Source organism: Kitasatospora sp. NEAU-69 (genome assembly GCF_057158765.1).
The window spans coordinates 1-26,921 of record NZ_JBWXUE010000005.1 but is presented as its reverse complement, the minus strand read 5'-3'; the positions used below and the strand labels follow the sequence as shown (position 1 = coordinate 26,921).

General features: G+C 71.9%; 22 protein-coding genes. 8 read left to right on the top strand and 14 right to left on the bottom strand.

Annotation, left to right across the window (positions count from 1 at the left end; genetic code table 11):
• Positions 1-102: 102 nt before the first annotated feature.
• From AC060L_RS07545 to AC060L_RS07525, 5 genes are read right to left on the bottom strand one after another with little or no spacing between them, the layout of a single operon-like run.
• The gene (locus tag AC060L_RS07545; RefSeq protein ID WP_483797783.1) at positions 103-1,122 is read right to left on the bottom strand and encodes an ABC transporter ATP-binding protein; all 1,020 of its coding nucleotides are present in this window, start codon (positions 1,120-1,122) and stop codon (positions 103-105) included.
• Positions 1,119-2,099 carry an ABC transporter ATP-binding protein gene (locus AC060L_RS07540; protein WP_483797782.1) on the bottom strand — a complete coding sequence of 327 codons (981 nt, stop codon included), beginning with the start codon at positions 2,097-2,099 and terminating at the stop codon, positions 1,119-1,121. The genes AC060L_RS07545 and AC060L_RS07540 overlap by 4 nt, the downstream gene beginning before the upstream one ends.
• A complete protein-coding gene (locus AC060L_RS07535; RefSeq protein WP_483797781.1) occupies positions 2,096-3,085 on the bottom strand; it encodes an ABC transporter permease in 990 nt (329 codons plus the stop codon). Before AC060L_RS07535 ends, AC060L_RS07540 begins: the two co-directional genes overlap by 4 nt.
• Positions 3,082-4,026: an ABC transporter permease gene (locus AC060L_RS07530; RefSeq protein WP_483797780.1), complete on the bottom strand. Its 945-nt coding sequence runs from the start codon at positions 4,024-4,026 to the stop codon at positions 3,082-3,084. Before AC060L_RS07530 ends, AC060L_RS07535 begins: the two co-directional genes overlap by 4 nt.
• The gene (locus AC060L_RS07525; RefSeq protein WP_483797779.1) at positions 4,023-5,768 is read right to left on the bottom strand and encodes an ABC transporter substrate-binding protein; all 1,746 of its coding nucleotides are present in this window, start codon (positions 5,766-5,768) and stop codon (positions 4,023-4,025) included. Before AC060L_RS07525 ends, AC060L_RS07530 begins: the two co-directional genes overlap by 4 nt.
• Positions 5,769-5,986: 218 nt before the next feature.
• Between AC060L_RS07525 and AC060L_RS07520 the strand changes: the two genes are divergently transcribed.
• The gene (locus tag AC060L_RS07520) at positions 5,987-7,456 is read left to right on the top strand and encodes an aminopeptidase P family protein (RefSeq protein ID WP_483797778.1); all 1,470 of its coding nucleotides are present in this window, start codon (positions 5,987-5,989) and stop codon (positions 7,454-7,456) included.
• Positions 7,457-7,523: 67 nt separating this feature from the next.
• On the opposite strand, the gene AC060L_RS07515 is transcribed toward AC060L_RS07520, so the two are convergent.
• Complete coding sequence (locus AC060L_RS07515; protein ID WP_483797777.1) at positions 7,524-7,850, bottom strand: hypothetical protein; 327 nt, start codon at positions 7,848-7,850, stop codon at positions 7,524-7,526.
• A 448-nt stretch (positions 7,851-8,298) separates the two neighbouring features.
• On the opposite strand from AC060L_RS07515, the gene AC060L_RS07510 reads away from it, so the two are divergent.
• Positions 8,299-11,817 carry an NACHT domain-containing protein gene (locus tag AC060L_RS07510; protein WP_483797776.1) on the top strand — a complete coding sequence of 1,173 codons (3,519 nt, stop codon included), beginning with the start codon at positions 8,299-8,301 and terminating at the stop codon, positions 11,815-11,817.
• A gap of 89 nt (positions 11,818-11,906) precedes the next feature.
• Positions 11,907-12,395: a glutathione peroxidase gene (locus AC060L_RS07505; RefSeq protein WP_483797775.1), complete on the top strand. Its 489-nt coding sequence runs from the start codon at positions 11,907-11,909 to the stop codon at positions 12,393-12,395.
• 68 nt (positions 12,396-12,463) lie between these two features.
• Here the strand turns inward: AC060L_RS07505 and AC060L_RS07500 are convergent, their stop codons facing one another.
• The gene (locus AC060L_RS07500; RefSeq protein ID WP_483797774.1) at positions 12,464-13,336 is read right to left on the bottom strand and encodes a hypothetical protein; all 873 of its coding nucleotides are present in this window, start codon (positions 13,334-13,336) and stop codon (positions 12,464-12,466) included.
• A 67-nt stretch (positions 13,337-13,403) separates the two neighbouring features.
• Positions 13,404-14,477, bottom strand: coding sequence for a bile acid:sodium symporter family protein (locus AC060L_RS07495; protein WP_483797773.1), 1,074 nt, complete (start codon positions 14,475-14,477; stop codon positions 13,404-13,406).
• 133 nt (positions 14,478-14,610) lie between these two features.
• Between AC060L_RS07495 and AC060L_RS07490 the strand changes: the two genes are divergently transcribed.
• From AC060L_RS07490 to AC060L_RS07475, 4 genes are all read left to right on the top strand, one after another.
• Complete coding sequence (locus tag AC060L_RS07490) at positions 14,611-15,495, top strand: LysR substrate-binding domain-containing protein (protein WP_483797772.1); 885 nt, start codon at positions 14,611-14,613, stop codon at positions 15,493-15,495.
• Between the two features lie 108 nt (positions 15,496-15,603).
• Positions 15,604-17,448, top strand: a complete 1,845-nt coding sequence (locus AC060L_RS07485; RefSeq protein WP_483797771.1) for a glycoside hydrolase family 15 protein — start codon at positions 15,604-15,606, stop codon at positions 17,446-17,448.
• A 12-nt stretch (positions 17,449-17,460) separates the two neighbouring features.
• Positions 17,461-18,450 carry a cyclase family protein gene (locus tag AC060L_RS07480; RefSeq protein ID WP_483797770.1) on the top strand — a complete coding sequence of 330 codons (990 nt, stop codon included), beginning with the start codon at positions 17,461-17,463 and terminating at the stop codon, positions 18,448-18,450.
• 63 nt (positions 18,451-18,513) lie between these two features.
• Positions 18,514-20,094, top strand: coding sequence for a GMC oxidoreductase (locus AC060L_RS07475; protein ID WP_483797769.1), 1,581 nt, complete (start codon positions 18,514-18,516; stop codon positions 20,092-20,094).
• Between the two features lie 29 nt (positions 20,095-20,123).
• Here the strand turns inward: AC060L_RS07475 and AC060L_RS07470 are convergent, their stop codons facing one another.
• From AC060L_RS07470 to AC060L_RS07455, 4 genes are all read right to left on the bottom strand, one after another.
• On the bottom strand, positions 20,124-21,146 hold the full coding sequence (locus AC060L_RS07470) for a cytochrome d ubiquinol oxidase subunit II (protein ID WP_483797768.1): 1,023 nt from the start codon (positions 21,144-21,146) through the stop codon (positions 20,124-20,126).
• Positions 21,143-22,666 carry a cytochrome ubiquinol oxidase subunit I gene (locus tag AC060L_RS07465; protein WP_483797767.1) on the bottom strand — a complete coding sequence of 508 codons (1,524 nt, stop codon included), beginning with the start codon at positions 22,664-22,666 and terminating at the stop codon, positions 21,143-21,145. Before AC060L_RS07465 ends, AC060L_RS07470 begins: the two co-directional genes overlap by 4 nt.
• A gap of 1 nt (position 22,667) precedes the next feature.
• Positions 22,668-23,507 (bottom strand): SDR family oxidoreductase, encoded by an 840-nt coding sequence (locus AC060L_RS07460; RefSeq protein WP_483797766.1) that lies wholly within the window; start codon positions 23,505-23,507, stop codon positions 22,668-22,670.
• Positions 23,508-23,684: 177 nt separating this feature from the next.
• Positions 23,685-24,458, bottom strand: coding sequence for a TetR/AcrR family transcriptional regulator (locus tag AC060L_RS07455; protein ID WP_483797765.1), 774 nt, complete (start codon positions 24,456-24,458; stop codon positions 23,685-23,687).
• A gap of 87 nt (positions 24,459-24,545) precedes the next feature.
• On the opposite strand from AC060L_RS07455, the gene AC060L_RS07450 reads away from it, so the two are divergent.
• Positions 24,546-24,935, top strand: a complete 390-nt coding sequence (locus AC060L_RS07450; protein ID WP_483797764.1) for a VOC family protein — start codon at positions 24,546-24,548, stop codon at positions 24,933-24,935.
• Between the two features lie 50 nt (positions 24,936-24,985).
• Here the strand turns inward: AC060L_RS07450 and AC060L_RS07445 are convergent, their stop codons facing one another.
• Together AC060L_RS07445 and AC060L_RS07440 are read right to left on the bottom strand one after the other, a co-directional pair.
• Positions 24,986-26,242, bottom strand: coding sequence for a GNAT family N-acetyltransferase (locus tag AC060L_RS07445; protein WP_483797763.1), 1,257 nt, complete (start codon positions 26,240-26,242; stop codon positions 24,986-24,988).
• A 115-nt stretch (positions 26,243-26,357) separates the two neighbouring features.
• Positions 26,358-26,894, bottom strand: coding sequence for a GNAT family N-acetyltransferase (locus tag AC060L_RS07440; RefSeq protein ID WP_483797762.1), 537 nt, complete (start codon positions 26,892-26,894; stop codon positions 26,358-26,360).
• Between the last annotated feature and the right edge of the window lie 27 nt (positions 26,895-26,921).

The window sequence follows — 26,921 nt, the reverse complement described above, 5'->3', positions numbered from 1 at the left end:
GCGCCGCCCTCGTGAGGTTCCCCGCAGCGCCCGACCGGGAGTTTCGTGTGGCTGGTCACCCAGCACTCAGCTGGTCACCCAGCTCTCGGACCGGAGCCCAGCTCAGCTCTCCGGGAAGTGGCAGGCCACCTGCCGCTCCCCCGGTCCGGTGCCCAGCTGCAGCAGCGGCGCCTCGGTGCGGCAGATCTGCTGCGCCTTCGGGCACCTGGGGTGGAACGTGCACCCGGAGGGCGGGTTCGCGGGGCTCGGCGGGTCGCCCAGCAGCACGATCCGCTCCCTGGCCCGCTCCGCCGCCGGGTCCGGCAGCGGCACCGCGGAGAGCAGCGCCTTGGTGTAGGGGTGCGCCGGGTTGGCGTACACCTGCGCCTTGTCGCCGATCTCGACGATCCGGCCCAGGTACATCACGGCCACCCGGTGGCTGATGTGCTTGACCACCGCCAGGTCGTGCGCGATGAAGACGTACGCGACACCCAGCTCCCGCTGCAGCCGCTCCATCAGCCCGACGATCTGCGCCTGGATCGAGACGTCCAGCGCGGAGACCGGCTCGTCGGCCACCACCAGCGCCGGCCGGGTGGCCAACGCGCGGGCGATGCCGATCCGTTGGGCCTGCCCGCCGGAGAACTGGTGCGGATAGCGCTCCAGGTGCTCCGGCGCCAGGCCGACCAGCTGGATCAGATCACGCACCTCACGGCGGATCTCGGCGGCCGGCGTGCCCTGTGCCCGCAGCGGCGCCGAGACGATCTGCCGGACGTTCTGCCGCGGGTTCAGCGAGGCGAAGGGGTCCTGGAAGATGATCTGCAACTCGCGCCGCAGTGGCCTCAGTTGCCGCTGCCCGAGCCCGGTGATGTCGCGCCCCCGGAAGGCCACCCGGCCCGCCGTCGGATCGAGCAGCCGGACCAGCATCCGCCCGGTGGTGGACTTTCCGCAGCCGGACTCGCCGACCAGGCCGAGCGTCTCACCGGCCCGCACCTCGAACGAGACGCCGTCCACCGCCCTGACCCCGGCCCGCCGGCGCAGCCCGCCGCGCGGCCCCGGGAACGTCATCCCGAGGTTCTCGACCGTGAGCAGCGCGTCATCCTGACGATCCGTCACCTTCACGGCCGTCGGTGCCGTCTCCGTCATATCGACTCCACCTCCTCGCGCACACAGGCGCTCTGGTGCGCCGCGGCGACCAGTCGCAGCGGCGGCCGGGCCGCCGTGCACTCCGGGCGCTGCTCGGCCGCGTAGACGGCGCAGCGCGGGTGGAACGCGCAGCCGTCCGGCGGCGCGAGCAGCGAGGGCGGGCTGCCGGGGATCGCCCGCAGCGCCTCCCCCTCGGCGGCGTCCAGCCGCGGCAGCGACTCCAGCAACCCGCGGGTGTACGGGTGCCGCGGTGCGCCGAACAGCCGGTCGGCGGGCGCCTCTTCGACGGCCGCGCCGCCGTACATCACGAGCACCTGGTCGGCCACCCGGGCGATCACGCCCAGGTCGTGGGTGATCATGATGATGCCCAGCCCGCGCTCGTCCTTGAGCTTCATCAGCAGGTCGAGCACCTGCGCCTGGACGGTGACGTCCAGCGCGGTGGTCGGCTCGTCGGCGATGATCAGCTCGGGCTCGCAGGAGAGCGCGAGCGCGATCATCGCGCGCTGGCGCATCCCGCCGGAGAACTGGTGCGGGTACTCGTGCGCCCGCCGGGCCGGTTCGGGGATCCCGACCTCGCCGAGTGCCTCCACCGCGCGCGCCCAGGCCACCTTGCGGCTGGAGCCGAAGTGCTCGTGGTGCGCCTCGGCGATCTGGTCGCCGATGGTGAAGTACGGGTGCAGCGCGGTCAGCGCGTCCTGGAAGATCATCGCCATCCGCCGGCCGCGCAGCTTGCGCACGGTCTCCGGTGGGGCGCCGATCAGCTCGGTGCCGTCGAACTTCACCGACCCGGTGACCTCGGCACCCCGGTGCAGGCCCATCACGGCCAGCGAGGTGACGGATTTTCCGGAGCCGGACTCGCCGACCAGACCGAGGGTGCGCCCCCGTTCGACGGTGAAGCCGACCCCCTTGACAGCCCGGACCAGGCCCTCGGCGGTGTTGAACTCGACGGCGAGGTCGCGCACTTCGAGCAGCGTCACGACAGTCTCGCTCTCGGGTCGATCCAGGCGTAGACGATGTCCACGACCAGGTTGGAGGTGACGATGAAGAAGGAGGCCAGCAGCGTGATGCCCATCACCACCGGCTGGTCGGACTTGAAGAGCGAGTCGGCGAAGAGCTTGCCGACGCCCGGCAGTCCGAACAGCTGCTCGGTGATCACCGCGCCGGCCAGCAGGCCGCCGAGGTCCATGCCGAGCATGGTGACCACGGCCGTGAGCGCGGGGCGCAGCCCGTGCTTGCCGACCACCCGGCGCTCGCGCAGGCCCTTGGCCCGCGCGGTGCGCACGTAGGGTTCGCCCAGCGTCTCGATCACCGAGTTGCGGGTCATCCGGGCGTACAGCGCCGCGGTCGCCAGCGCCAGCGTGATCCACGGCAGCAGCAGGTTCTGCGCCCAGCCCACCGGGTCGTCGGTGAAGTTGACGTACCGCGGGTAGGGCAGCAGGCCCAGCACCGAGCAGAGCAGGTAGAGCAGCACCATGGCGGTGAAGTAGACCGGCACCGCGGCCGCGCCGATGGTGCCGACCATCAGCGTGCGGTCCACCCAGCTGTTCTTGCGCAGTGCGGAGATCACGCCCGCCAGCACGCCCAGCAGCACCCAGAAGAGCGCCGCGCCGATCGCCAGCGAGAAGCTGGTCGGGAACCGGTCCATCATCAGGTCCCAGACCGGCCGGCCGCTCTGGAACGAGTAGCCGAAGCACGGGAAGTCGCAGTGCACGGCCGCGTTCCCGGTGCCCATGGTGCGCCCGGCGAAGATGGCCACCACGTACCGCAGGAACTGCAGGATCAGTGGCGCGTCCAGCCCCATCTGCTTGCGGACCAGCGCGATCTGGTCGGGCGAGCACTCCTTGCCGCAGAACTGCACGGCCGGATCGCTCGGCAGCAGGTAGAAGATGGTGAAGGTGACCGCGCAGATCACCAGCAGGGTGCCGGCGATGCCGAGCAGTCGGCGGATCAGGAAGGCGGTCATCGGCTACCGCCCTTCGGGTCGAGGACGTCGCGCAGCGCGTCGCCCAGCAGCGTGAAGGCGAGCACCACCAGGAAGAGGCAGGTGCAGGGGAGGATGAAGAACATCGGGTCGTTCTTGTAGTACAGCCAGGAGTCGGAGATCATCTGGCCCCAGGACGGGGTCGGCGGACGGACGCCGACGCCCAGGTAGGTCAGGCCGGCCTCGGAGCCGATCAGGCCCGGGATCGCCAGCGTGATGTAGACGATGATCGTGCTGGTCAGGTTGGGCAGGATCTCGGTGAGCAGGATCCGGAAACTCGGGGTGCCGCTGGCGCGGGCCGCCTCGACGTACTCGCGGTGCTTGAGCGAGATCGTCTGACCCCGGATCACCCGGGCGATGTACGGCCAGGTGAAGAGGCTCATCACGATGATCAGCAGCACCACCCGGTTGGCGTTCTGCACCACCGAGAGCAGCGCGATCATGAAGATCAGGCTCGGGAAGGACATCATGATGTCCATGAACCGGCTGATCACCATGTCGGTCCGGCCACCGAAGTAGCCGGCCGTGACGCCGAGCGCCACCCCGACCACCGTGATCAGCAGCGCGGCGCTGAACGCCACCAGCAGGCTGATCTGTGCTCCGTAGAGCAGCCGGGCGAAGACGTCGTGGCCGAGCATCGGCTCGACGCCGAGCCAGTGCCTACTGCTCATCCCGCCCAGGTTGCCGCGCGGCAGACCACCCAGGTACGGGTCGATCGCGCGGGTGTCGGTGGTGGTCGGGCCGTATCCGGAGATCGCGGTCAGCAGCGGGGCCAGCAGCGCGGCCAGCACGAAGAAGACGATGATGCCCAGGCCCACCATCGCGGCGCGTTGCCTCCGTAGCCTCCCCCAGGCCGAGCGCCAGGGGGAGGCCGGCGCCTGAGCCTTCGTCAGCTCAGGCGCCGGAGCGGTACCGGTGGTCATTTCACCGACTTCAGGCCGACGGTGGCGAAGTCGATCTGGGCGGACCAGACCGGCTGGGCGTAGGCCCCGGCGATGTTGGAGCCGACCAGCAGCGGCTTCTTCTGCCAGGTGAGCGGGACGGCGGGCGCCTCGTCCATGATCTTGCCGTCGAGGGCCTGCCAGGCGTCGTTCTGGGCCTTGACGTCGGTCAGGGTGGCGATCCGGTCCATCTCGGCGTCCACCGCCGGGTCGCTGAAGCGGGCCTTGTTGCCGTTGTTGCCGGTGTCGGTGATGATCCGGCTGTCGAAGAGCATCGGGAAGAAGGTCGCGGCCGACGGGTAGTCGGGACACCAGCCGCTGATCGCCAGGCCGGTCTGGGTCTTCTTGTCGCCGACCGTCGCGTTCACCACGCTCGCGTCCAGCGCGTTGATGGTGACGTTGACGTTGATGTTCTTCAGCGAGGCCTGGATCGCCTCGGCCTGCTGCTTCTGCGCGGCGGAGACGGTGATGGCGGTGGAGAAGCCGCTGCTCATCCCGGCCGCGGCCAGGTACTGCTTGGCCTTGTCGAGGTCGCCGCCGGTCGGGATCTTGAAGTGGTCGACCGAGGTGCCGCCGGTCAGCTCGGGCGGCAGGAAGGTGGTGGCGATGTCGGCCAGCGCCGGCCCACCGACCGAGGACTGGAACGCGCCCTTGTCGATCGCGTACTCCACCGCCAGCCGGGCGTTCTGGTTGTTGAACGGCGGCTTGGAGTTGTCCATCGTCAGCATCGACGTGCAGTTCTCGTTCTCGCTGACCAGACGGGCCTTGACGCTCGCGTCGGTGAGCACGTCCGGCACCTTGCTGGGCGTCAGGTCCGCGTACATGATCGCGCTCTGGTCGTCGCCCTGGTCGGCCACCAGCCGGTCCGCGACGCCGGTGGGGCTGAGCGTCTGGTCCATCACGATCTTGTCCGGGTACGCCTTGCGGACCGTGTCGGTGGACGCGTTCCAGTACGGGTTGCGCACCAGCACCAGCTGCTTGCCGCGGTCGTACGTGTCGATCTTGTACGGACCCGAGGAGACCGGGTGGTTGTCGTAGTTGGCGCCCGTCTCCTTGGCGATCGGCACCGGGGCGAACGTCGGCAGCGTGACGGTGTAGCCGAACTCGGCGACCGGGCGCTTGAGGTGGAAGATGATCGTCTTGGCGTCCGGCACCTCGATCGAGGCCGGACCCAGGCGCTGGCCCTGGAGCGGACCGGCGTAGCCGGCCGGCACACCGGCGAGGTACTGCTTGGCGTAGTCCGGACCACCGGGCAGCTCGGGGGAGAACGATCTCTCGACGTTGTACTTGATGTCGTCGGCGACGATCGGTGAGCCGTCCTCGTACTTGAGGCCGTCCTTCAGGTGGAAGGTCCAGGTCTTGTCACCGTCGGTCGGGGTGCCGAGGTCGGTGGCCAGGTCCGGGGTGATCTGCAGGCCGGCGGCCCCGGGGCCGGCCTTGAAGGTGGTCAGCGTGCGGTAGAGCGTGCGGATGCCGAAGTCCATCACCGGCTCGGTCCAGTTGCGGGTCGGATCGAGGTGGTCGAAGTCCTGGTTGGAGAGGATGTGCAGGGTGCCGCCCTTCACCGGCGTGCCGCCGATGATCCCGTCGCCCGCGGTGGTGATGCCCTGGCCGTTGTTGGTACCGCCGTCACCGCCGGTGTTGTTGCTGGAACACGCCCCGAGGCCGAGGGTCAGTGTCGCCGCGATCGCCGCCGCTAGGGCGGCGTGGATACGCCTGGTCATGTGTGCACTCCGCAGATCGGGTCCAGCGCAGATCGGGTCTGGCGCCATAAGGAGGCCGGTGTGGCGGCCGTTCAGCACCGGGGGCTAGCGCTGCAAGGTGTGACCCGTAACATAGTAATGTGAAATTGCACTGCACAAGAGGTGGTGCAGTCCGTTACCCAGCTGTGTCCAAAGCGACCGTCAACTTCCCTGCGCCACAACAACCGAGGAGTCCCCACATGACCTCGCAGGCCTCGCAGCCGTCCCCCGTCCTCAACACCGGCAGCCACGACCTGCCGGTCTCCCCCGCCCTCGAAGCGTTCATGGGCACCGCCTGGGCCACCACCCCGCTGCCCGCCACCGACCGGGTGCCCGGCTACGAGGTCACCCCGGCCCGCCGCGCCAGGCTCTCCGCCGCGTTCCCCGGCGAGCGCCTGATCGTCCCCGCCGGGCAGCTCAAGGTGCGCAGCAACGACTGCGACTACCGGTTCCGCCCGCACAGCGCGTACACCTGGCTGACCGGCCTCAGCGGCGAGGACCAGGTCGGCAACGTGCTGGTGCTCGAGCCCGCCGGCCCCGAGGGTCACGAGCCGGTGCTCTACCTGCGCCCCCGGTCGCCGCGCAACGGCTCCAACTCCGAGTTCTTCCGCGACCGCCGCTACGGCGAGTTCTGGGTCGGCCGCCGCCCCGACCTGGCCGAGGCCGCACAGCTCACCGGCCTGCGGGTGGACCACCTGGACGACTTCGAGAAGCTGCTGACGGGCGGCCAGGTCGCCACCCGGCTGCTGGCCGGCGTCGACCCGGTGGTGGACGCGCTGGTGGACGCGCAGCTCAGCGGCGTCGAGCGGGTGCAGCTCGCGGTCACGCTCTCCGAGCTGCGGCTGGTGAAGGACGCCTGGGAGGTCGGCCAGCTCCAACTGGCGGTCGACCACACGGTGCTGGGCTTCGAGGACGTCGTCCGCGCGCTGCCCGCCGCGCTGCGCCACCCGCGCGGCGAGCGCTGGATCGAGGGCATCTTCAACCTGCGGGCCCGCGCCGAGGGCAACGGCACCGGCTACGAGACCATCGCCGCCTCCGGCGCGCACGCCGACGTGCTGCACTGGATCCGCAACGACGGCAAGCTCGACCCGAACAAGCTGCTGCTGCTCGACGCCGGCGTGGAGACCGACACGCTCTACACCGCCGACATCACCCGCACCCTGCCGCTGAGCGGCACCTTCTCGCCCGTCCAGCGCCAGGCGTACGAGCTGGTGCTGGCCGCCCAGGACGCCGGCATCGCCGCACTGCGCCCCGGCGCGAGCTTCCGCGACTTCCACCGCGCCGCGATGAAGGTGATCGCCGAGGGCCTGGCCGACTGGGGCGTGCTGCGGATACCCGCCGAGCAGGCCCTGCGCGAGGACAGCGGCCTCTACCGCCGCTACACCCTCTGCAGCAGCGGCCACATGCTCGGCCTGGACGTGCACGACTGCGCGAAGGCCCGCTCCGAGACGTACCTGGACGGCGTGCTGGAGGCCGGCCAGGTGCTGACCGTCGAGCCCGGCCTCTACCTCCAGCCGGACGACGAGACGCTGCCGCTGGAGCTGCGCGGGATCGGCGTGCGGATCGAGGACGACCTGGTGATCACCGAGGACGGCGCCCAGCTGATGTCGGGCGCGCTGCCGCGCACCGTGGCGGGCATCGAGGAGTGGATGGGGAACCTGCTCGGCTGACCGCGAGGGCCTCGCGTGCGCCAAAGGGCGGGCGCTCCGTGTGGAGCGCCCGCCCGTCGCCGGCTGCCTACGAGAAGATGACCGAGCGCATCTTGTGCGTTTTGTCGAGCTTCGTGCCGGGCTTCATGACGTAGTAGGTGTCACCGTTGCAGTCGGTGTCCAGGAAGACCGTGGCGGTGGCGTCGGTGAAGTTCTCCGGCGCGAAGGCCGGGTCCTGCTCGGTGGCCCCTGCCAGGTTGATGCACACACGGCTCTCCGGGTCGCCGGCTACTGCGGGGAGGCCCTTCCCGTACTTGTAGAGGAAGTCTCCGCTGGCGGCGTGGGCGGAGCCGGGGACGGCGATGAGGAGCGTGAGAGCGCCGAGGGCGGCGACGGCGGTTTGACGGAAACGCACGAGGGATTCCTTACTGGGGACAGGTGTCACGCCCGGGAGTCCCCGAGCGCTGCACACGAACGGTCCCCCGGGCCAGGGCTCCTCAGACACGTTGTCCCTCTGCTGGCCCTATGGCTGGTTGCACTGAACAGGCGCTCCATGTCGTTTACTTGACAGATCATCAGTAAATGTCCGGCGCGCTGCCGCGCACGGTGGCCGGCATCGAGGAGTGGATGGGGAACCTGCCCGGCTGACCCCCACCGATCAGTGGCGGGCGCTCTGTGCGGGGCGCCCGCCACGCTCACACCGCGCCCGCGAGGCCCGCACCGCCCTGCCTCGCCCTGCCTCGCAGATCCGGCCGACCAGGCCACAGTCCGGTCAACTCCTGCTCGATGGTCACTGGTTACCGGTATGAACGATCCCGACACGATTCGGCACCGCGCCGGGTCGAGGAGGGGCGGGCGCAGCAGTGAAGACGTCACAACTGGTCGGCCGGCTGGTCCTGCTGACGCTCGGCGCGGGCGTGCCGAGTGCCGCGGGCATCACGTTCGGCTCGCTGGTGGTCCGGCATCCGGTGGCGGCCGCCGTGGTGCTGGTGCTCTACGAGGCGCTGATCCTGCTGGTCGGCTTCGCGGGCAAGGTGTTCGGCGGGCTGCAGGCGCGCTGGGTCGAGCGCGCGGTCGCGGCCGTCGACAGCCGGGTGCTGTGGTGGGCCGCCCGCTCCGAAGGCGTCTACCTACGGCAGCTGCGGTCGAGGGTCCGGGACATGGAGACCGTGGGAATCGCCACCCAGGGCGAGTTCGTGCTGCGGATGCACCAGGTGTACGTGGACGTCAGCCTGGCGCCGCAGGCGCTGCACGCGGCGGGCGGCGAGCCGTACCTGGGCGCCGTGCCCAGTGCGGAGGCGACAGTGGGGCTGGGCCGCCGCCGGAGCCTGGAGTCGATCCTGCGGGACGCGGACAAGGAGGAGGCGGCCCGGGTCCTGGTCGTGCTGGGCGGCCCGGGGTCGGGCAAGACCACGCTGGCCCGCAGCACTGCTCTGGCGCGTTGCGAGGGCCGCTTCCGCCTGGGCCGACGACGGCTGCCGGTCCTGCTCTACCTGCGCGACCACGCCCGGGAACTGCTGGCCGACGAGCCGCCGGGGCTGGCCTCGGTGGTCGTCTCCGCCGGCTGGCTGGGCGGGAAGGTGCCGGCGCAGTGGCTGGAGCGCCGGCTCGACCGCGGCGGGTGTGTCGTGCTGCTGGACGGACTCGACGAGGTCGCCGATCCGGCCGAGCGCGGCCGGGTGGTGGCGTGGGTCGTGCGGCAGACCGAGCGTCACCCGCAGAACGTCTACGTCGTGACCTCGCGGCCGCACGGCTACCTGTCGAATCCGCTCCCCAACGCCGAGGTGCTCCAGGTGCGGCGGTTCACCCGGGAGCAGATCGAGCGCTTCCTGCACCAGTGGTGCTTCGCCGTGGAGCGCCGGGCACGGTCCGGCGGCGAGCACGAGGTGCGGGCGGCGGCGGACGCTGCCGCGTCCGATCTGCTGACCCGCCTGCGGGCGCGACCGGCGCTGTACGACCTCGCGGCCAACCCGCTGCTGCTCACCATGACGGCGAACGTGCACCGCTATCGCGGCCAGTTGCCGGGCAGCCGTGCGGAGTTGTACGCGGAGATGTGCGACGTGCTGCTGCACCGCCGCGCCGAGGCCCGCGGGCTGAGCGACGCGACCGGTCTCAGCGGTCCGCACAAGCAGCACGTGGCGCAGTACCTGGCGCTGGCCATGATGCGGGCCCGGGTTCGCGACTGGCCGGCGCGGGAGGCCGCCAGAGCGATCCGCCGGGCGCTGCGGCAGGTCCCCGGCGAGGTCGGCGCCGAGGTGTTCCTCGAGGAGGCCCGCAAGAGCGGCCTGCTGGTCGAACGCGAGCACGGCGTCTACGGGTTCGCGCACCTGACCCTCCAGGAGTACCTGGCCGCGAGCCAGCTCGGCATGCCGCGTGCCGACACCGCCGTGCTGACCGGGAGCGTCAACGACCCGTGGTGGCGCGAGACCATCCTGCTCTGGGCCGCCGACAACGACGCGACCGAGGTGATCACCGCCTGCCTGGTCTCCGCCACCGTGCCCGCCCTGGCACTGGCCTTCGACTGTGCCGACCAGGCCAAGATCGTCGATCCGGCCGCCCGGGCGGACCTGGACGCGCTGCTCGCCACGCCCGAGGCCGGCCAGAGCAGCGACCCCGCCCGCCGATCGCTGCTCGTCGGCGTCCAGGCGACCCGGGCGCTGCGCGAGACCATCAGGCTCACCGACACCACCGCGCTCTGTGCCCGACCCGTGTCCCAGGCGCTGTACGACCTGTTCGTGCAGGACAAGCTGGAGCACGGGCGCCACCAGCCCGATCTGGAACCCACTGTCTGGGGCGCGGACCGGGGTGGTCAGGCGGTGGCCGCGGGCATGCAGGCGAGGGACGCCGAACGGTTCGTCAACTGGGCCAACACCGTCACCGGGGACGGCGGCTACCGGCTGCCGACTGCGGCCGAACTGGCCGACCCCGCCGCGACCGCGGCCGCCGACCTGAGCCGGCACACCGTCTGGTCCGACGACGGCACCGGCACGGTGCTGCACCAGCCGCCGCGGGTGCCGTGGCCCTACCAGCCCGTCGACGCACACCGCGACGCCACCGCCGCCACCGACAAACGCACAACCTCGCTCTACCGGCAACTCTCGCTGACGCCGTCCGCGCGACGCGCGCGGGTCGAGCAGTGGACCTGGGCGCTTCAACGCACCCTGCTACGCGCCTCGGAACTCCGTGACGACCCGCGAGGTGCCAGGGAGAGCGACCTTGGCATCGGTCTCACACTCGCGCTCGCCCTGATCAGGTCCACCGAAACGACGACCGAACGCGCGCGCAAACTCACCAAGGCCTGCGACGACGGCCTCGACCTCATCCGCGATCCGAACGATCCGAACGTCAGCCGCAGCCTCACCCGTTCCAGAGGCACTAGCGCACGCCGGCGCGTCGTCAACCAGTTCTTCCAGATCCACGCCCTCGGCATGCACCTGGACAGCGTCGTCACGCGCACTCGCAGCCTCGGCGAGGCTCTCGGCATCAGGCACCAGCTCAGCGCCATCCCCGCCCTTGATCCTCTCACCACTGTGGTGACCTCCAGCGCAGCCGACCTCGTCGGCATCGCCTACCGCCTCACCGACCTACGCAACCACACCGACGAGCTCCTCAGAGCCCTCGACCATACCCGCGCCGAAGCCCACGGCATCGCCAACGCCAACACCCGCGCCCCCAGCCCGGACAGCTCTCGTGCCCTCGCCGACGCCCTCGACAGTGCCGCCGCGGCCCTCGCCGGCAGCCTCCCGGGCCCGCAGTACCTCGGCCCCGAACCGGGCGCCATCGAGGCCCTCGGCCGTGTGGCCCCCGCCGTGGCGCTCGGCCCCGACCTCGACCTCGTCATCGAGCTCGCCCTCGACCCCGATCTCGACCGTGACCTCCGCTCCGGAACGCTGAAGCTCGCCCTCACCGCCTTCCTCACCCTGGTCGCCACCCTGCCACCGGCTCAGCTGAGCGGAAACAAGAACGAGCTGCTCAAGATCCTCGACCAGCTCCTCACCCGCACCGGCACGGAGACCGCCGCTCCGAGGCAGCGGCCGCCAGAGGATCCGGCAGTCGCCGTCCGCCAGGCCAACCACCTGCTGCAGACAGGTCATCGGGGTGCGTCGCACCCGCTGCTCGACGCGGCGCGCACGCTCGTGGCGCAGACCTCGGAAGTCCTGTCCGCCCTGCGGGAGCGGAGGACGCCCACCGACGACCGAACGATGGCCTGTATCCGCACGGCGCTGCTCGCCGCCGTGGCAGCGCTTCGAAAGACCGGTCGGCACCCGCAGGAAGTGCAGCTGCTGGAGTCTGCCTGGCAGAGCCTCACCGCGAGCAACGGCGACCGCTCCAACCGGCCGGTGCCCAACCAGATCCTGCTGATCGCTCGCGCCGATCAGTAGCCACCGCCGCCGTGGAAGAACGCGGGGGCGGGCTATGTTGGGGCTGTCGACCACCGATACGCCTGCCCCGCCCCCGGAGGAAATCCCCGATGAGCCTGTCCGACATCCCGCTGCAGACCCTGTCCGGTGAGCCCACCAGCCTCGCCGACTACAAGGGCAAGGCGGTGCTGGTCGTCAACGTCGCCTCGAAGTGCGGCCTGACCCCGCAGTACGCCGGCCTGGAGAAGCTCCAGGAGCAGTACGCGTCGCGCGGGTTCACCGTGCTCGGCGTCCCCTGCAACCAGTTCGCCGGGCAGGAGCCGGGCAGCGCCGAGGAGATCCAGACCTTCTGCTCGACCACCTACGGCGTCACCTTCCCGCTGCTCGGCAAGCTCGACGTCAACGGTGACGACCGCCACCCGCTCTACGTCGAGCTGACCAAGACCGCCGACGCCGCCGGCGAGGCCGGTGACGTCCAGTGGAACTTCGAGAAGTTCCTGCTCGCCGCCGACGGCACCGTCGCCGGCCGCTTCCGCCCGCGCACCGAGCCGGAGGCCGCCGAGCTGGTCGCCGCGATCGAGGCGCAGCTGCCGGCCTGAGCCGTGCCCGCCTGAGCCATGCCCAGCCTCTGACCTCGCGGCCGCAACCGGGCCGCGAGGTCCACGGCTCAGGCCACCAACGCCAGGATCAGCGGCAGGGGAACGAAGAACAGACCGGCCAGTCCCAGGACCAGCGTCACAGCGCCGAGCGGCGGTAGGGCGAGCATCGGCAGCAGGAACGACCCGCGCGCCGTCATCGGATCGGCCCGCCCGGGCACCAGCAGGAGGGTCAGCGTGGGCTTGGGCTTCCAGCCCTCGTAGAAGCGGGTGTGCTCGTACGTCGCGAGGCCACCGTTCACTGCGGTGTACTCGTACACGTGCTTGCCGGCGTAGGCGCTCCGCTCGTACCGGGCCTCGACCCGAACACCTCTGGTCATCGTGCACCAGAGGTCGCCGGCCACCTCCCGGACGAACAGCGCCAGCCGTCCGGCCCCCGCCAGCAGCGGCAGCCCGAGCCAGCCGATCAGCGCGGTCCCGACGTCCCCGAGCGCGAAGTACACCACGCTCTGCACCGCACAGGCCGCCACCACCGCGAGCACCGCCAGCTGCCTGCGGCTGAACCGCCCGCGCAGCGGCCGCCGCTGCCGGGCCGGCGGCTGCTCGGCGCGCTCGGTGGTGACCGGCGGCGTGTCCGTCACCCCGCGCTCGTGCACCAGCCGCACCTGCTCGCTGACGGCCACCGCCAGCGCCCCGGCCTCCGCCGCCCGGCAGCGCAGCTCGAACGCCGTCTGCGACCCGCGCACCTCCAGCCGCAGGCTGCCCCGCAGCGACCCGTCGCCCAGTGCCACCGCCGCGCCGACCGCGCCGTACGGGATCCGCGTCACCATCCCGGCGCGCTCCCACAGCACGGCCGCCTCGGCGACCCGCACCGTCGTCCGCCCGGCGCGCACGATCAACGACGGCGGCGCCGATCCGCCCGAACCGTCCGCTGTCTTCGACATGCCCACTCCCCCTGCGCGACGACCTTGATCATCCCGCCCGGCAACCCGGCTGCCAAGGGGCTTCGCTTCAGCCCCGCTCCGCCGCCGCTGCAATCACCGGTTCCCGCTGGCCGCCCTGTTCCGCCCGCTCCCCGCACTCCGCCCGCTCCGCCGCGGCGCCCCAGCGGCGGGCCAGGACGGCGCAGACCATCAGCTGGATCTGGTGGAAGAGCATCAGCGGCAGCACCAGCACGCCCACCGCATGGGCGGGGAAGAGCACCGTCGCCATCGGGACCCCGGCCGCCAGGCTCTTCTTCGAGCCGCAGAAGACGATCGCCGTCCGGTCCGCACGGCCGAAGCCGAGCCGGCGGGCGAGCAGCGTCGTCGCGCCCAGGACCAGCGCCAGCAGCGCCGCCTCCAGCACCGCGAGGACGGCCAGCCGGGGCACCGAAACCTGGTGCCAGATGCCACCCACGACCGCCTCGCTGAAGGCGCTGTAGACCACCAGCAGGATCGAGCCGCGGTCCACCAGACCGAGGATCCGGCGGTGTGCGGCCAGCCAGCCGGTGATCCGGCGGCGCAGCAGCTGGCCCGCCAGGAACGGCAGCAGCAGCTGTCCGGCGATGCCCACCATCGACCCCGCGCTGATGCCGCCGTGGGTGTTCAGCAGCAGCGCGGCGAGCAGCGGGGTGGCCACGATGCCGACCAGGCTGGAGAAGCTCGCGCTGCACACGGCGGCGGCGGTGTTGCCGCGGGCGATGGAGGTGAAGGCGATCGAGGACTGCACGGTGGACGGCAGCAGGCAGAGGAAGAGCAAGCCTTGGTACAGCTGGAGCGGGAGCACCGCGGGCACCAGCAGCCGGGCGGCCAGCCCGAGCAGCGGAAAGAGCCCGAAGGTCACCGCGAGCACCAGCGTGTGCAGCCGCCACTGCCGCAGGCCGTCCAGCGCCTCGCGGGCCGACAGCCGGGCGCCGTAGAGGAAGAACAGCAGCCCGACCGCGCCGACGGCGACGTACGAGACCCCGGTCGCCGCGGCACCGCGCGCCGGGAGCAGCAGCGCGAAGCCGACCGTGGCGAGCAGCGCGGTGATGAACGGCTCCAGCGGCAGGCGCAGCCGGAAGTGGAAACGGCGGCGGGAGGCCGTCGGACCGGGCACGGGCATGGGGGCGCTCCATCACGGGGCTGGGGTCTGCGGGGTGTGCCTCCTACCCTGGTCGGCCTGCCGCTGATTGTGAATCCCGTTGGCCGGACTCACTGTGATCATGTAATGCGATAACCGCACTAAAATGCGAGGCATGTTCGATCCGGTCCAGCTCAGGTCCTTCCTCGCCGTCGCCCAGACCGGCGGGTTCACCCGCGCCGCGCAGCGGCTGGGGCTGCGGCAGTCCACCGTCAGCCAGCACGTCCGGCGACTGGAGGAGGCGACCGAGCGGCGGCTCTTCGAGCGCGACACCCACTCGGTCGAGCTGACCGCCGAAGGGGAGGCGATGCTGGGCTTCGCCCGCTCGATCCTGGAGGCGCACCAGCAGGCGGCGGCCTACTTCGCCGGGGCACCGGTCCGCGGCCGGGTGCGTTTCGGGGCCTCGGAGGACTTCGTGCTCACCGAGCTGCCGCAGCTGCTGCGCACCTTCCGGCGCGGGCACCCGGAGGTCGACCTGGAGCTGACGGTGGGCCGCAGCGCGGTGCTGACCGAGCAACTCGCGGACGGCCGCCTCGACTTGATGCTGGGCAAGCGAATAGCCGGCCCAGCCGCCCCCACTAGCCCGGACAGCGCGACCGACCGGGTGGTCTGGCGGGATCCGCTGGTCTGGATCGGCGCGGCGGACTTCCGCCCGGAGCGCGGCCGTCCGGTGCCGCTGATCGTCTACCCGGCGCCGAGCGTCACCCGGGCCCGGGCGCTGGCGGCGCTGGACGAGGCCGGTCGTCCCTGGCGGATCGCCTGCACCAGCGCCAGCCTCTCCGGCATCCGCGCCGCCGCGCTCGCCGGCCTGGGCGTCGTGGCCCACGCCCACAGCCTGATCCCCCCGGGGCTGCACGCCCTGCCCCCACACCCCGAGCTGCCGGAGCTCGGCGAGACCGAGTTCATCCTGCGCACCGGCCGCGGCACCCCGCGAGGCCCGGCCGCCGCCCTCGCCGACGCGATCCTGACCGGCGGCGAGCACCTGCGCCGCCTGCAGTGAGCCCCCTGCACAGGCAGCGCCGCAACGCCCCGGCAGGCACGGCACCGGGCGTCGACGGATAGTGGGAACCGGGGATCCGCCACGCCATCCGAACGCTCGGAGCGACCCATGGACCGCTATCCGCCGATCGCCGACCACGGCATCGTGGGCGACCTCCAGACCGCCGCACTGGTCTCGTCCCAAGGGGCGGTCGACTGGTTCGCGGCCCCCCGCTTCGACTCGCCGAGCGTCTTCGCCTCGCTGCTCGACCACGATCGCGGCGGCCACTTACTTCTCGCCCCGGAGCACCCCGAGGGCACCTGCCGGCAGCTCTACTACCCCGACACCGCGGTGCTGGTGACCCGCTTCATGTCCCCGGACGGTGTCGGCGAGGTCGTCGACTGCATGGTGCCCGACGAGTCCGCCGTGCCCAGCGACCGGCACACGCTGATCCGGGTCGTGCGGGTGGTGCGCGGCACGGTGCGCTTCGTGCTGGAATGCCGGCCGCGCTTCGACTACGGGCGCGCCCCGCACGAACTGGACCTGCAGGCGGCCGGCACGATCAACCCCAGCCACACGGCGGTGTTCCGCGCCCCGGACGCGACCGGATACCTGCAGAGCACCTTCCACCTGGAGCGCGACGGGCACGACGTGCGCGGCGAGGTCACGCTGGACGCGGGCCACAACGCCGCCGTCGCCTTCACCGTCTGCGGGCCGGAGGGCGCCGCACCGGCCCCGATCAGCGAACCCGCCCTCAGCGACCAGATCCTGCGGATCGCCGAGTTCTGGCAGCACTGGCTGCGCAGCTCCACCTACCGCGGCCGCTGGCCGAACATGGTGAACCGCTCCGCCATCACCCTCAAGCTGCTCACCTACCACCCCACCGGCGCCCCGGTCGCCGCCGCGACCATGGGCCTGCCCGAACAGGTCGGCGGCGAGCGCAACTGGGACTACCGCTACACCTGGATCCGCGACGGATCGCTCTCCGCCCGCGCCCTGCTCGACCTCGGCTTCGTCGAGGAGGCGGGCCGGTACACCCACTGGCTGGGTGAGCGCATGCACGAGCGGGCCGACTCCCCGGGCGAGCGGCTGCAGATCATGTACCGGGTGGACGGCGACCCGAACATCCCCGAGGAGATCCTCGACCACTGGGAGGGCTACCGCGGTTCGGCCCCGGTGCGGGCCGGCAACGCCGCGATGGACCAGCTCCAGCTCGACATCTACGGCGAGGCACTGCTCGCCCTGGCCCAGGGGCGCGAGGTGGGGGTGGAGACCGGTTACCACGGCTGGAAGGGCCTGGCGTCCACCCTGGACTGGCTCTGCGACAACTGGGACCGCCCGGACGAGGGCATCTGGGAGACCCGCGGCGGGCGCCAGGACTTCACCTACAGCCGGGTGATGTGCTGGGTCGCCCTGAACGCCGGCCTGCACCTGGCCACCGAGTTCAGCCGCCCCGCCGACACCGCCCGCTGGACGGCGGCCCGCGACACGATCCTGGAGCAGGTGATGGTCCGCGGCTGGAGCGAGCAGGAGCAGGCCCTGGTCCAGCACTACGACGGCGACGTGCTGGACGCCTCGCTGCTGATCATCCCCCGGGTCCGGTTCCTGGCCGCCAGGAGCCCGGGCTGGCTCAACACGCTGGACGCCATCGACCGGAAGCTGGTCTCCGACAGCCTGGTCTACCGGTACGACCCGGCCGCCTCGCCCGACGGACTGCGCGGCTCCGAGGGCACGTTCAGCCTCTGCACCTTCCTCTACGTCGACGCGATGGCCCGGGCGAACCGGACCACCCAGGCGCGCTACGCCTTCGAGAAGATGCACACTTACGCCAACCACGTCGGCCTGTTCGCCGAGGAGATCGGCCTGGCAGGCGAGCAACTGGGCAACTTCCCACAGGCGTTCACCCACCTGTCACTCATCATGGCCGCCACCACCCTGGACGACGCGCTCGACCGCGAGCAGCGCCGGCCCTGAGGCGCGTCAGCCATGGCCACCCCCGCCACACCCGCGGCAGCCGGCGGGCCCGAGCCGCCCGGTGGGCCCGAGTTCCGCGCCCTCTACGAGCGCGTGCGACGCCGGGCCGGCCGGGGCAGTGCCGACTGGAGCAGTGCCGACTGGGGCAGGGCCGACCGCGGCGCGCTCGCGTCCCTCACCCCGGCCCGGCGGCTGGCGGCGGCCCGCGAGGTCCGCACCGGGCGTGCCGTGACGCTGGCCGCCCCGGTGTCGGCCGAGCCGGGGCCGGACAACCCCGAGCCGTGCGAGCACCGGATGACCGGGCCGAGCGGCGAGCAACCCGACCCACTGGCCCTGCGGTTCGCGACCGACCGCTTCGCCATGAACGTGCACGGCGACGCCGACAGCCACCTCGACGCGCTCTGCCACGTGATCTACGGGGACACGCTGTACCACGGCGTGCCCGCCGACACCCTGACCCCCGACGGTGCGGGCGCGCTCGCCGTCGACGACCTGGCGCGCGACGGCATCGTGGGCCGCGGGGTGCTGCTCGACATCCCACGGCTGCGCGGCGTGCGGTGGCTGGAACCGGGCGAGACGGTGAGCGGCGCCGAACTCGCCGCCGCCGAGGCCGCGCAGGGCGTGCGGGTCACCGAGGGCGACCTGCTCTTCGTCCGGCTCGGTCACCGCCGGCGCCGGCGCGAACTCGGCACCTGGCCCACGGCGACGGCGCGCGCCGGGCTGCACCCCGCGGCGGTGGAGTTCCTGGCCGAGCGGGCGGTGGCGGCGCTGGGCAGCGACGGCAACAGCGACGCCGCGCCGAGCAGCACGCCCGGCCTCGCCTTCCCGGTGCACGTCCTGGCCATCCATGCGATGGGCCTGCACCTGCTGGACTACCTGCAGTTCGAGGACCTGGTGCCGCTGTGCGAGCAGCAGGGCCGGTGGTCGTTCCTGTGCGTCATCGCGCCCCTGCGGCTACCCGCGGCCACCGGATCACCGGTCAACCCGATCGCGATCCTGTGAACACCGTTGAGCAGAAAGAGACTTGGCATCCAGAAAAGTGAACCCCCGCGAACGGAGGCCGCCATGGCGACCGACCAGCACTACGACGTCATCATCATCGGCACCGGCGCCGGCGGCGGCACGCTGGCGCACCGGCTGGCCCCGTCGGGCCGGCGGGTCCTGCTCCTGGAGAAGGGCGGCTACCTGCCCCGCGAGATCGACAACTGGGACTCCGGCGCGGTGTTCCTGAAGGGCAAGTACCTCGCTCAGGAGACCTGGTACGACCGGCACGGCCACCCGTTCCAGCCGGAGGTCAACTACTACGTCGGGGGCAACACCAAGTTCTACGGCGCGGCGCTGTTCCGGCTGCGCCCCGAGGACTTCGGTGAACTGCGCCACCACGACGGCCTGTCGCCCGCCTGGCCGATCCGTTACGAGGACCTGGAGCCCTACTACACCCAGGCCGAGCACCTCTACCTGGTGCACGGCCGACACGGCGAGGACCCCACCGAGGGCCCGGCCGGCGCGCCCTACGCCCACCCCCCGGTCGAGCACGAGCCGCGCATCCAGCAGCTCAGCGACGACCTGGAGAAGCAGGGCCTGCACCCCTTCCACCTGCCGATCGGCGTGAACCTCACCCAGGACGCGGACGGCCGGGCCACCCACACCAGCGTCTGCATCCGCTGCAACCGGGTCGACGGCTTCCCCTGCCTGGTCAACGCGAAGTCGGACGCCCAGGTGATCTGCGTCGACCCCGCGCTGGAGCACGACAACGTCACCCTGGTCACCGGCGCCGACGTCCGGCGACTGGAGACCGACCCGACCGGGCGCACCGTCACCGCGGCGGTGACCGAACTCGCCGACGGCTCGACCGAGCGCTTCACCGCCGACCTGGTGGTGGTCGCCTGCGGCGCGGTCAACTCCGCCGCCCTGCTGCTGCGTTCGGCGAACGACCGGCACCCCGGCGGGCTCGCCAACAGCTCCGACGTGGTGGGGCGCCACTACATGCGGCACAACAACCTGGCCCTGATGGCGGTTTCACGCGAGCCCAACCCCACCCGGTTCCAGAAGACCCTGGCCCTGCACGACTGGTACTTCGGCGCCGACGGCTTCGACTACCCGCTCGGCGGCATCCAGATGCTCGGCAAGTCGGACACCGAGCAGATCCGCGGCGAGGCGCCGCGCTGGGCCGGGAAGCTCTCGCCGGACCTGCCCTTCGAGGTGCTCGCCCACCACGCGGTCGACTTCTGGCTCTGCGGGGAGGATCTCCCGCTGCCCGACAGCCGGGTCACCCTGGACGGCGAGGGCAACGTCCACCTGTCGATCGACGAGAGCAACAACATCGCCGGCCTGCACCAGCTGCGGCACCGGCTGCAGGGCATGCTCGGGCAGCTCGGGATGCACGAGCACCGCCTGCTCGACCACAGCCTCTACCTGCACAAGGGCATGCCGATCGGCGCCACCGCCCACCAGGCCGGGACCGTGCGTTTCGGCACCGACCCGAAGAGCTCGGCGCTGGACACCACCTGCAAGGCCCACGACCTGGACAACCTCTACGTCGTGGACACCAGCTTCTTCCCCAGCATCGGCGCGGTGAACCCGTCACTGACCGCCATCGCCAACGCCCTGCGGGTCGGCGACCACCTGCTGGAGCGCCTGGGCTGACCCTCCGGGCAGGCCGGTCCTCCCGCGCCTCACGGCTCCTGCGTGTCGGCGTCGGTGAGCGGCTCCAACTCGCCCTGCGTGTCGAGCCGGTAGAGCAGCACCAGGGCCGGCCCCACCAGCAGGACGGCGACCACCGTGACGATCACCAACCAGCGCAGCGTGGGCGCGGCCCCGGCCGCCTGCGACACCGTCAGCGTGGTCGGCAGCAGGTAGGGCCGCTGCGCCAGCCCCCAGGCGCCCACCGCCAGCGCCACGCCTGCCACCGCGGTGTAGCGGCACCAGCGCAGCTCCCGGCGCACCAGCAGCAGCGCGGTGGCCAGCCCCGCCGCGAGCGCCACGAGGAGCACGGCCAGCCCGGCGCCGTGGGTGAGGCCGTGCCAGACGTAGTCGGCGTCATGACGGGTGGCGAACAGCCCGATGACGGCCAGCACGACGACCGCGCCGAGGCTCGCCAGCGCCCGGAGCCGGAAGTAGCCGACCAGGTCCTCGGCCTGGAAGCGGCGCGCGTCCGCCGTCAGGAAGACCGCGCCCAGGAACGCGACGGCCCCGATGGCGAGCAGCCCGGTGATGATCGAGCTCGGGTTGGCCCAGGCGTCCGAGGCGGCCGTGGTCCCGACCGCGACCCGGCCCGAGGCGACGGAGCCGACGACCGTACCGAAGAAGAACGGCGTGAGCAGCGAGGAGACGGCGAACGCCGCGCCGTAGACGCGCCGCCGGGCCAGCCGCCGGGTGGGCTTGCGCAGCGCGAAGCCGGCCCCGCGCAGCACCAGGCCCACGGCGGCCAGGGCCAGCGGCAGCCACAGCGCGCTGAACACGGCCTCGAACATGGTCGGGAAGCCGGTCCACAGCAGCACCAGGACGAAGACCAGCCAGACGTTGTTCACCTCCCACACCGGCGCCATCGCGTGGTCGATCAGCCATCGGGGCCGCTCACCGCGCCGGGCGCCGCCGGCCAGCAGGTCCCAGAAGCCGGCGCCGTAGTCCGTCCCGCCGGCGCAGGCGTAGGCGGCGACGGCCAGCAGCAGCACCCAGGCGATCGCGTCCGCGGTCACGCCGCACCCCCTGCGCCGTCGCCGCTGCGCGGGTCCGGCCGGACCGCCGCGCCCGCCACCGCACCCCTGGGGCCGTAGGGGGTGTCGGCCTCCGGCTCCGCGACGGCCGCTGGTACGCCGGTGCCCGCGCCCACGCCCGTGCCCGTCCCCGCGCCATCCCGCACGCCGGCCTGGTCGGCCCGGCGCCACCGGCTGCTCATCGTCAGCACCACCGCGAGGAACGCGGCGAAGACGAGCGCGTAGACGACCACCACGACGGCGAACATGGTCCACAGCGAGGCGGCGCGGGTCGGGGTGACCGCGTCGGCGACCCGCATGTTGAAGTAGACGATCCAGGGCTGGCGGCCGACCTCGGTGGTGATCCAGCCGCACTCCACGGTGACCAGGCACGCCACTCCGGCGAGGGCCGCGCACCGGAAGAACCAGCGCGAGCGCGGCAGGTCCCGGTGGCGCAGCCGGCACCAGCCGTACCAGAGCGCGAGCAGGATCAGCACGCTGCCGATGCCGGCCATGGTGTCGAAGGCCCAGTGCGCGATGGTCGCCTCGGTGGCGGTGGGGCGGTCGTCGGCGGCCACCGAGGTCAGCCCGGTGACCTGGGTGCTGGGCTTGAACCCGGCCAGGATCGAGTCGAGTTGGGGGATCCTGAGCCCGCCGGAGACGGTCCCGTCGGAGTTCAGGCGGCCGTAGATGTACTCCGGGACGTGCGTGCCGGTGTTCTGGACGATCTCCATGGCGCCGAACTTGACCGGCTGCTTGTGGAAGACCGAGCGCGCGATCGAGTCGCCCAGCACGAACTGGACCGGGGTGAGGATCGCGGCGACGGTGAACGGCACCGTGAAGCCCAGCCGGTGGTAGTGGTCACGGCGCCCGCGCAGCCAGCCCACCGCGTAGACCCCGGCCACCAGGTAGCTCGCGGTCAGGAACATCGCCACCACGAAGTGCCAGTACTCGGGGCCGAACATCGGCGTGAAGATCGCCTGCCGCACCGTGACGCCGACGGGGTTGCCCTGCGCGTCGAGCGTGAAGCCCTGCGGGGTGTTCATGAAGGAGTTGGCCGCGATGATGCCGAACGCCCCCAGCAGCGCGGTGAACGGCAGCGGCACGCCGAGCCAGAAGTGGACCCGGGGCCGCAGCCGGCGCCAGCCGTAGAGGTAGATCGCGATCAGCACGGCCTCCAGGAAGAACGCCCAGGCCTCGACGCCGAATCCGAGGCCGAAGACGTCCCCCCAGCGCCCCATCATCCGGGGCCAGAGCAGCCCGAACTCGAAGGAGAGCACCGTCCCGGTCACGACGCCGATGGCGAACTGCACGGCCATCACCGCCGACCAGCGCCGGGCCAGGGTGAGCGCGACGGGGTCGCCCTGGCGCAGCGCGCGGTGGTGCATCAGCAGCGTGACGAACGGCAGCGCCACGCCGAGCGGGACCAGCAGGATGTGCGAGGCCAGGGTGAAGGCCATCAGCTGGCGCGCCGGCAGCAGTTGCGCCGGGTTGTCCGCCAGCAGCTGCGCGGTGGTGAGCATCTCAGCCGCCGGTGGCGAAGCCCGGGAAGAGCGTCATCCCGCCGTCCACGTAGAGCGTGGTGCCGACCACGTAGTCGAGCAGGTCGCTGGCGAGGGCCACCACGACGTTGGCGATGTCGTCCGGATCACCGACCCGGCCGTAGGGGATCAGCCGCAGCAGATCGGCCTCGGCCTCGGGGGTCTCCCACGCGGACTTGTTGATCGGGGTGCGGATCGCGCCCGGGGCGACCGCGTTCACCCGGATCCGCTTCGGCGCCAGCTCCTGGGCCAGGGTCTGCATCAGCATGCCCACCCCGCCCTTGGAGGACGCGTAGTTGACGTGGCCGCCCCACGGGATGACCTGGTGGACCGAGCTCATGCAGATGATCTTCCCGGCCGACCGGGACACCTCGGGGACCACTCCCCGGCGCAGGAACTCCCTGGTCGCCGCCCGCGCACAGAGGAACTGCCCGGTGAGGTTGACGCCGATGACCTTGTCCCACTGTGCGATGGTCATGTCCGTCACCGCGGCGTCCCGCTGCAGGCCCGCGTTGGCCACCATGATGTCGATGGTCCCGAACTCCTCGACCATCGCCGCGACCATCGCGTCGACCTGCTCCTCCTCGGAGACGTCGGCCTGGTGGGCATAGGCGCGCACCCCGAAGCCCTGGATCTCGGTCACCACGGCGGCGGCCTCGTCCGGCCCCGCGACGTAGTTGACGACGACGTCCGCCCCGGCCCGGCCGAGCGCGACCGCGGTCGCCAGGCCGATCCCGGAGTTGGCACCGGTCACCAGCGCCTTCTGCCCCTTGAGGAGCTGCCCGGCCACCGCCCCGCCGCTCACCCCGCCATTCGCCGCCACGCGCTCTCCTTCGGTCGGACGGCCGAGCGGTCCCGGCCGGTGCGCCCCAGTGCTCCTCTGGGACCCAAGCACCGGCGAGGGCATCCGGCGCGAACCGGCACCCGGGACGCACCCGTTCGGGGAGATTCGCCACACCATCGGCCTAGGGAGTGTCCGGCGGATCTTGCCGGGCGCCGGTCAGGCGCCGTGGGCTTCGATCAGGGTTCCGAGGCCGTCGAGAACGCGCTGCAGGCCGAAGCGGTAGGCGTGGTCGGGGCTGTAGGCCGCCCCTTGGGCCGCGCCCGCGGCGGCGCCGACGCGGGCGGTGACGGGGTACCTGTCCTGGTCGAAGACGCGGCTGAGCAGGGGGGCGTTGGCGGCCCACCACTGCTCCTCGCTCATGGCACTGTCCTGGCGGACGGCGGCCGCCTGCGCCGCCGAGCGCGCGGCGGCGTGCACGAAGCCGAGCAGGAAGGTCAGCGCCGCGTCCATCTCGACGTCGTCGAGCCCGAGACCTTCGAACGCTCCCAGCTCGTGCTCGTACTTGGCCATGACCCCGGGGCCGAGCGGGGGCCGGCTGGTGGCGACCTCGGCGATCCAGGGGTGAAGGTCGAACATGTCCCGGTTCTCCTGCGCGACAGCCGTGAGGCGCTCGCGCCAGGGCCTGCCGGACAGCTCGCTGCGGGGCATCCGGCCGTAGACCGTGTCGAGCATCAGGTCGAGCAGTTCCGCCTTGCCGGGCACATAGGTGTAGAGCGACATCGGCACCACCCCCAGGATCTGGGCGACCTGGCGCATCGTCACGGCACCCAGCCCGTCGGCGTCCGCCAGCTCGATCGCGGCCGCGACGACCCGCTCGACGCTCAGGCCCTGGCGCGGGCCGCGCCGGGCATCCGCAGGGTCTCCGGGCTCGCGCCAGAGCAGCTTGAGGGTACGTGCGGGGTCGCCGGCGCTGCTGCGTTGAGTGGGCATGGGAGCATCCTCCCGCGCTTCCACTCTGTACGTTGTACACTGTACTGCGTACAGGATAGATTGGCGCCCACCCCCGTGGAGTTACCCATGAAGATCACCGCTTCGGCCGTTTCGCTCAACGTCGAAGACGTCGACGCGTCCGGCACCTTCCTGACCAGTCACTTCGGCTTCCGGCAGGAGATGGCCGCGGACGGCTTCGTCTCGCTGACCCGCGAGGACGCCGGCATGAACGTCGTCTTCCTGCGCCGCGGCCTGACCTCGCTGCCCGAGGACCAGCGCGACGACCACGCGGACGGCGTGATCCTCGCCTTCGTCGTCGACGGTCTTGAGGCCGAACTGGCCCGCCTGATCGCCGAAGGAGTCGCCATCACGATGCCGTTGCGCGAGGAGCCCTGGGGCGAGCGCGCCTTCCAGGTCACGGACCCCAACGGGGTCATCGTCCAGCTCGTGGACTGGAACGGATCCGCCGGCAGCTGATCCAGCCAGGGGGGTGGGTGCCGCGATACGCCGCACCCACCCCCTCCGGGTCAGAACCAGTGCAGGCAGTGCGGCTGCCGCTCGGCGCGGAAGAGGAGGTCGGCGCGGAGGGCCGCGTCCGGGCCGTGGGCGCGGATGTGTCCGGCACGGACGAGCGTGCTGGGTGCGGTGCCCCCGAGGTAGATCGAGCCGAGGTCGCTCGCGTCCAGGGAGAGGTCGGGGTCCCGATCCGTGGGGACGCACTCGGCCTTGCCGTCCCGGACGGTCAGCAGGTAGCGGTGGTGCTCGCCGAGGAACGGGTCGTCGACGTCGAGGACGAGCTCACCGTCCGCGAACCAGCCGCGTGCGGTCAGCGCCCGCGGTATGTCCAGCAGCCGCACCCAGAGCCAGTCGGAGTCGTTGCTCACCTGGGCGGCACGGAAGTCCGTCAGCTGCCAGCGCAGCGGGTGCCCGGGCGGGAAGTGCTTGAACACGACCTGGGAGACGAGGTCGTGGCCGAGCAGGAACTCGATCAGGGCGGTGGTGACGGCGTCGTCGGTGGCGATGGTCTCGTCGACCGTCAGGATCCGGTCGCTGAGCGAGTAGCTGGCGTACCCGTCCGGGACGCCGTCGGCGTCGCGGTGGACGGCGACGTAACGCGGCGCCGGAACGACCGGGGGTTGGCCCGCGCCGAGGGCCCACCAGCGGTGCGGCCGGGAGAGTGCGCCGGGCTGTGCGCGGCGGTACCGGTCATAGACGTCTTCGAGGATCTCGCCGCACTCGGCGCGCCGCATCACCTCGACCGAGCTGCTGTCCTGGCCGGCACCGCAGTCGGCACCGGAGCCGGCCGCCGGGGCGTCTGCCCGTCCGGGCGCCCGCAGTGCGGCGAGGGCGCCCTGGTGGCGTGCCACCGTGATCCGTCCCGTGTAGGTCGCCGGCCCGTAGCCGAACCTGCGGTAGATCACGGCCTCGGAGGCCAGCAGGACGGAGAGGAACTCCCCGCGTGCCCGCAGCTCGGTGAGCTGGTGCCGCATCATCGCGGTGAGCACGCCGCGGCGTCGGTGCGAGGGCAGGACGCCGACGGCGGTGATGCCGGCGGCCGGGGCGATGACCTCGCCGGGCAGGGTGAGTTCGAAGGAGTACGCGGTGGCGGTCCCGACGGGCCGCCCGTCCGCGGTCTCGGCCAGCAGCCCGCGGTCCATCTCGAAGGCCGACCACCAGAGGCCGCCGCCATGCTCGTTCGGGGTGTCCAGGTGGAACCCGAACGCGGCATGGACTGTCTTGACGAAGACGTCGCGGTCCTCATCGGTCGTGGGACGGATTTCCATTGTTGCTGCTGCCTCCCCTGTGATTCGGGCACCACGACGGGCGGCGCCCGGCCCACAGTGCAGCGTTGACGCGTAGCCGGGTCAAGTGAATTTCACCGGGCCCGGGAGCCGGGGGTCACCCCCGCTGGGCCCAGTCCTCGGCCAGCAGCCCCAGGATCACCTCATCCACGAACTCCCCGTACACCCAGGCGGCTTGCTTCAGCGTGCCCTCCAGGGCGAAGCCGACCCGGGTGGCGGCCGCGATCATCGCGGCGTTGTCCGCGAGCGTCTCCACCTGCAGGCGGTGCAGGCCGCGCACGGTGAAGCCGTACAGGCAGAGCGCGCGGACGATGTCGGTGCCGAGCCCACGGCCACGGAACGCCGGGAGTACGGACAGGCCCAGGTGCGCGGTCCGGTTGTGCGTGTCGATGCCCCAGAGCACCGCGTCGCCGGCCAGCTCCTGGGAGGCGAGCTCGACCACCGAGAAGAGCGCCACGTCGTCCGCGGGCGCCACCGGCTCGTACCGGGAGGCGCCGATACCCGGCGGGATAGGCCGCCAGGGGTGGGAGCTGGCGCGCGACTGGGTCACGACGTCCTCGTACAACTCGGCGTGCAGGATCGGGACGTCGGCCGCGTGGCGGGCCCGCAGGCCGACCCTGTCGGTACGGATCATGCGGCCATTGCATCGTGAAGGGCCTGG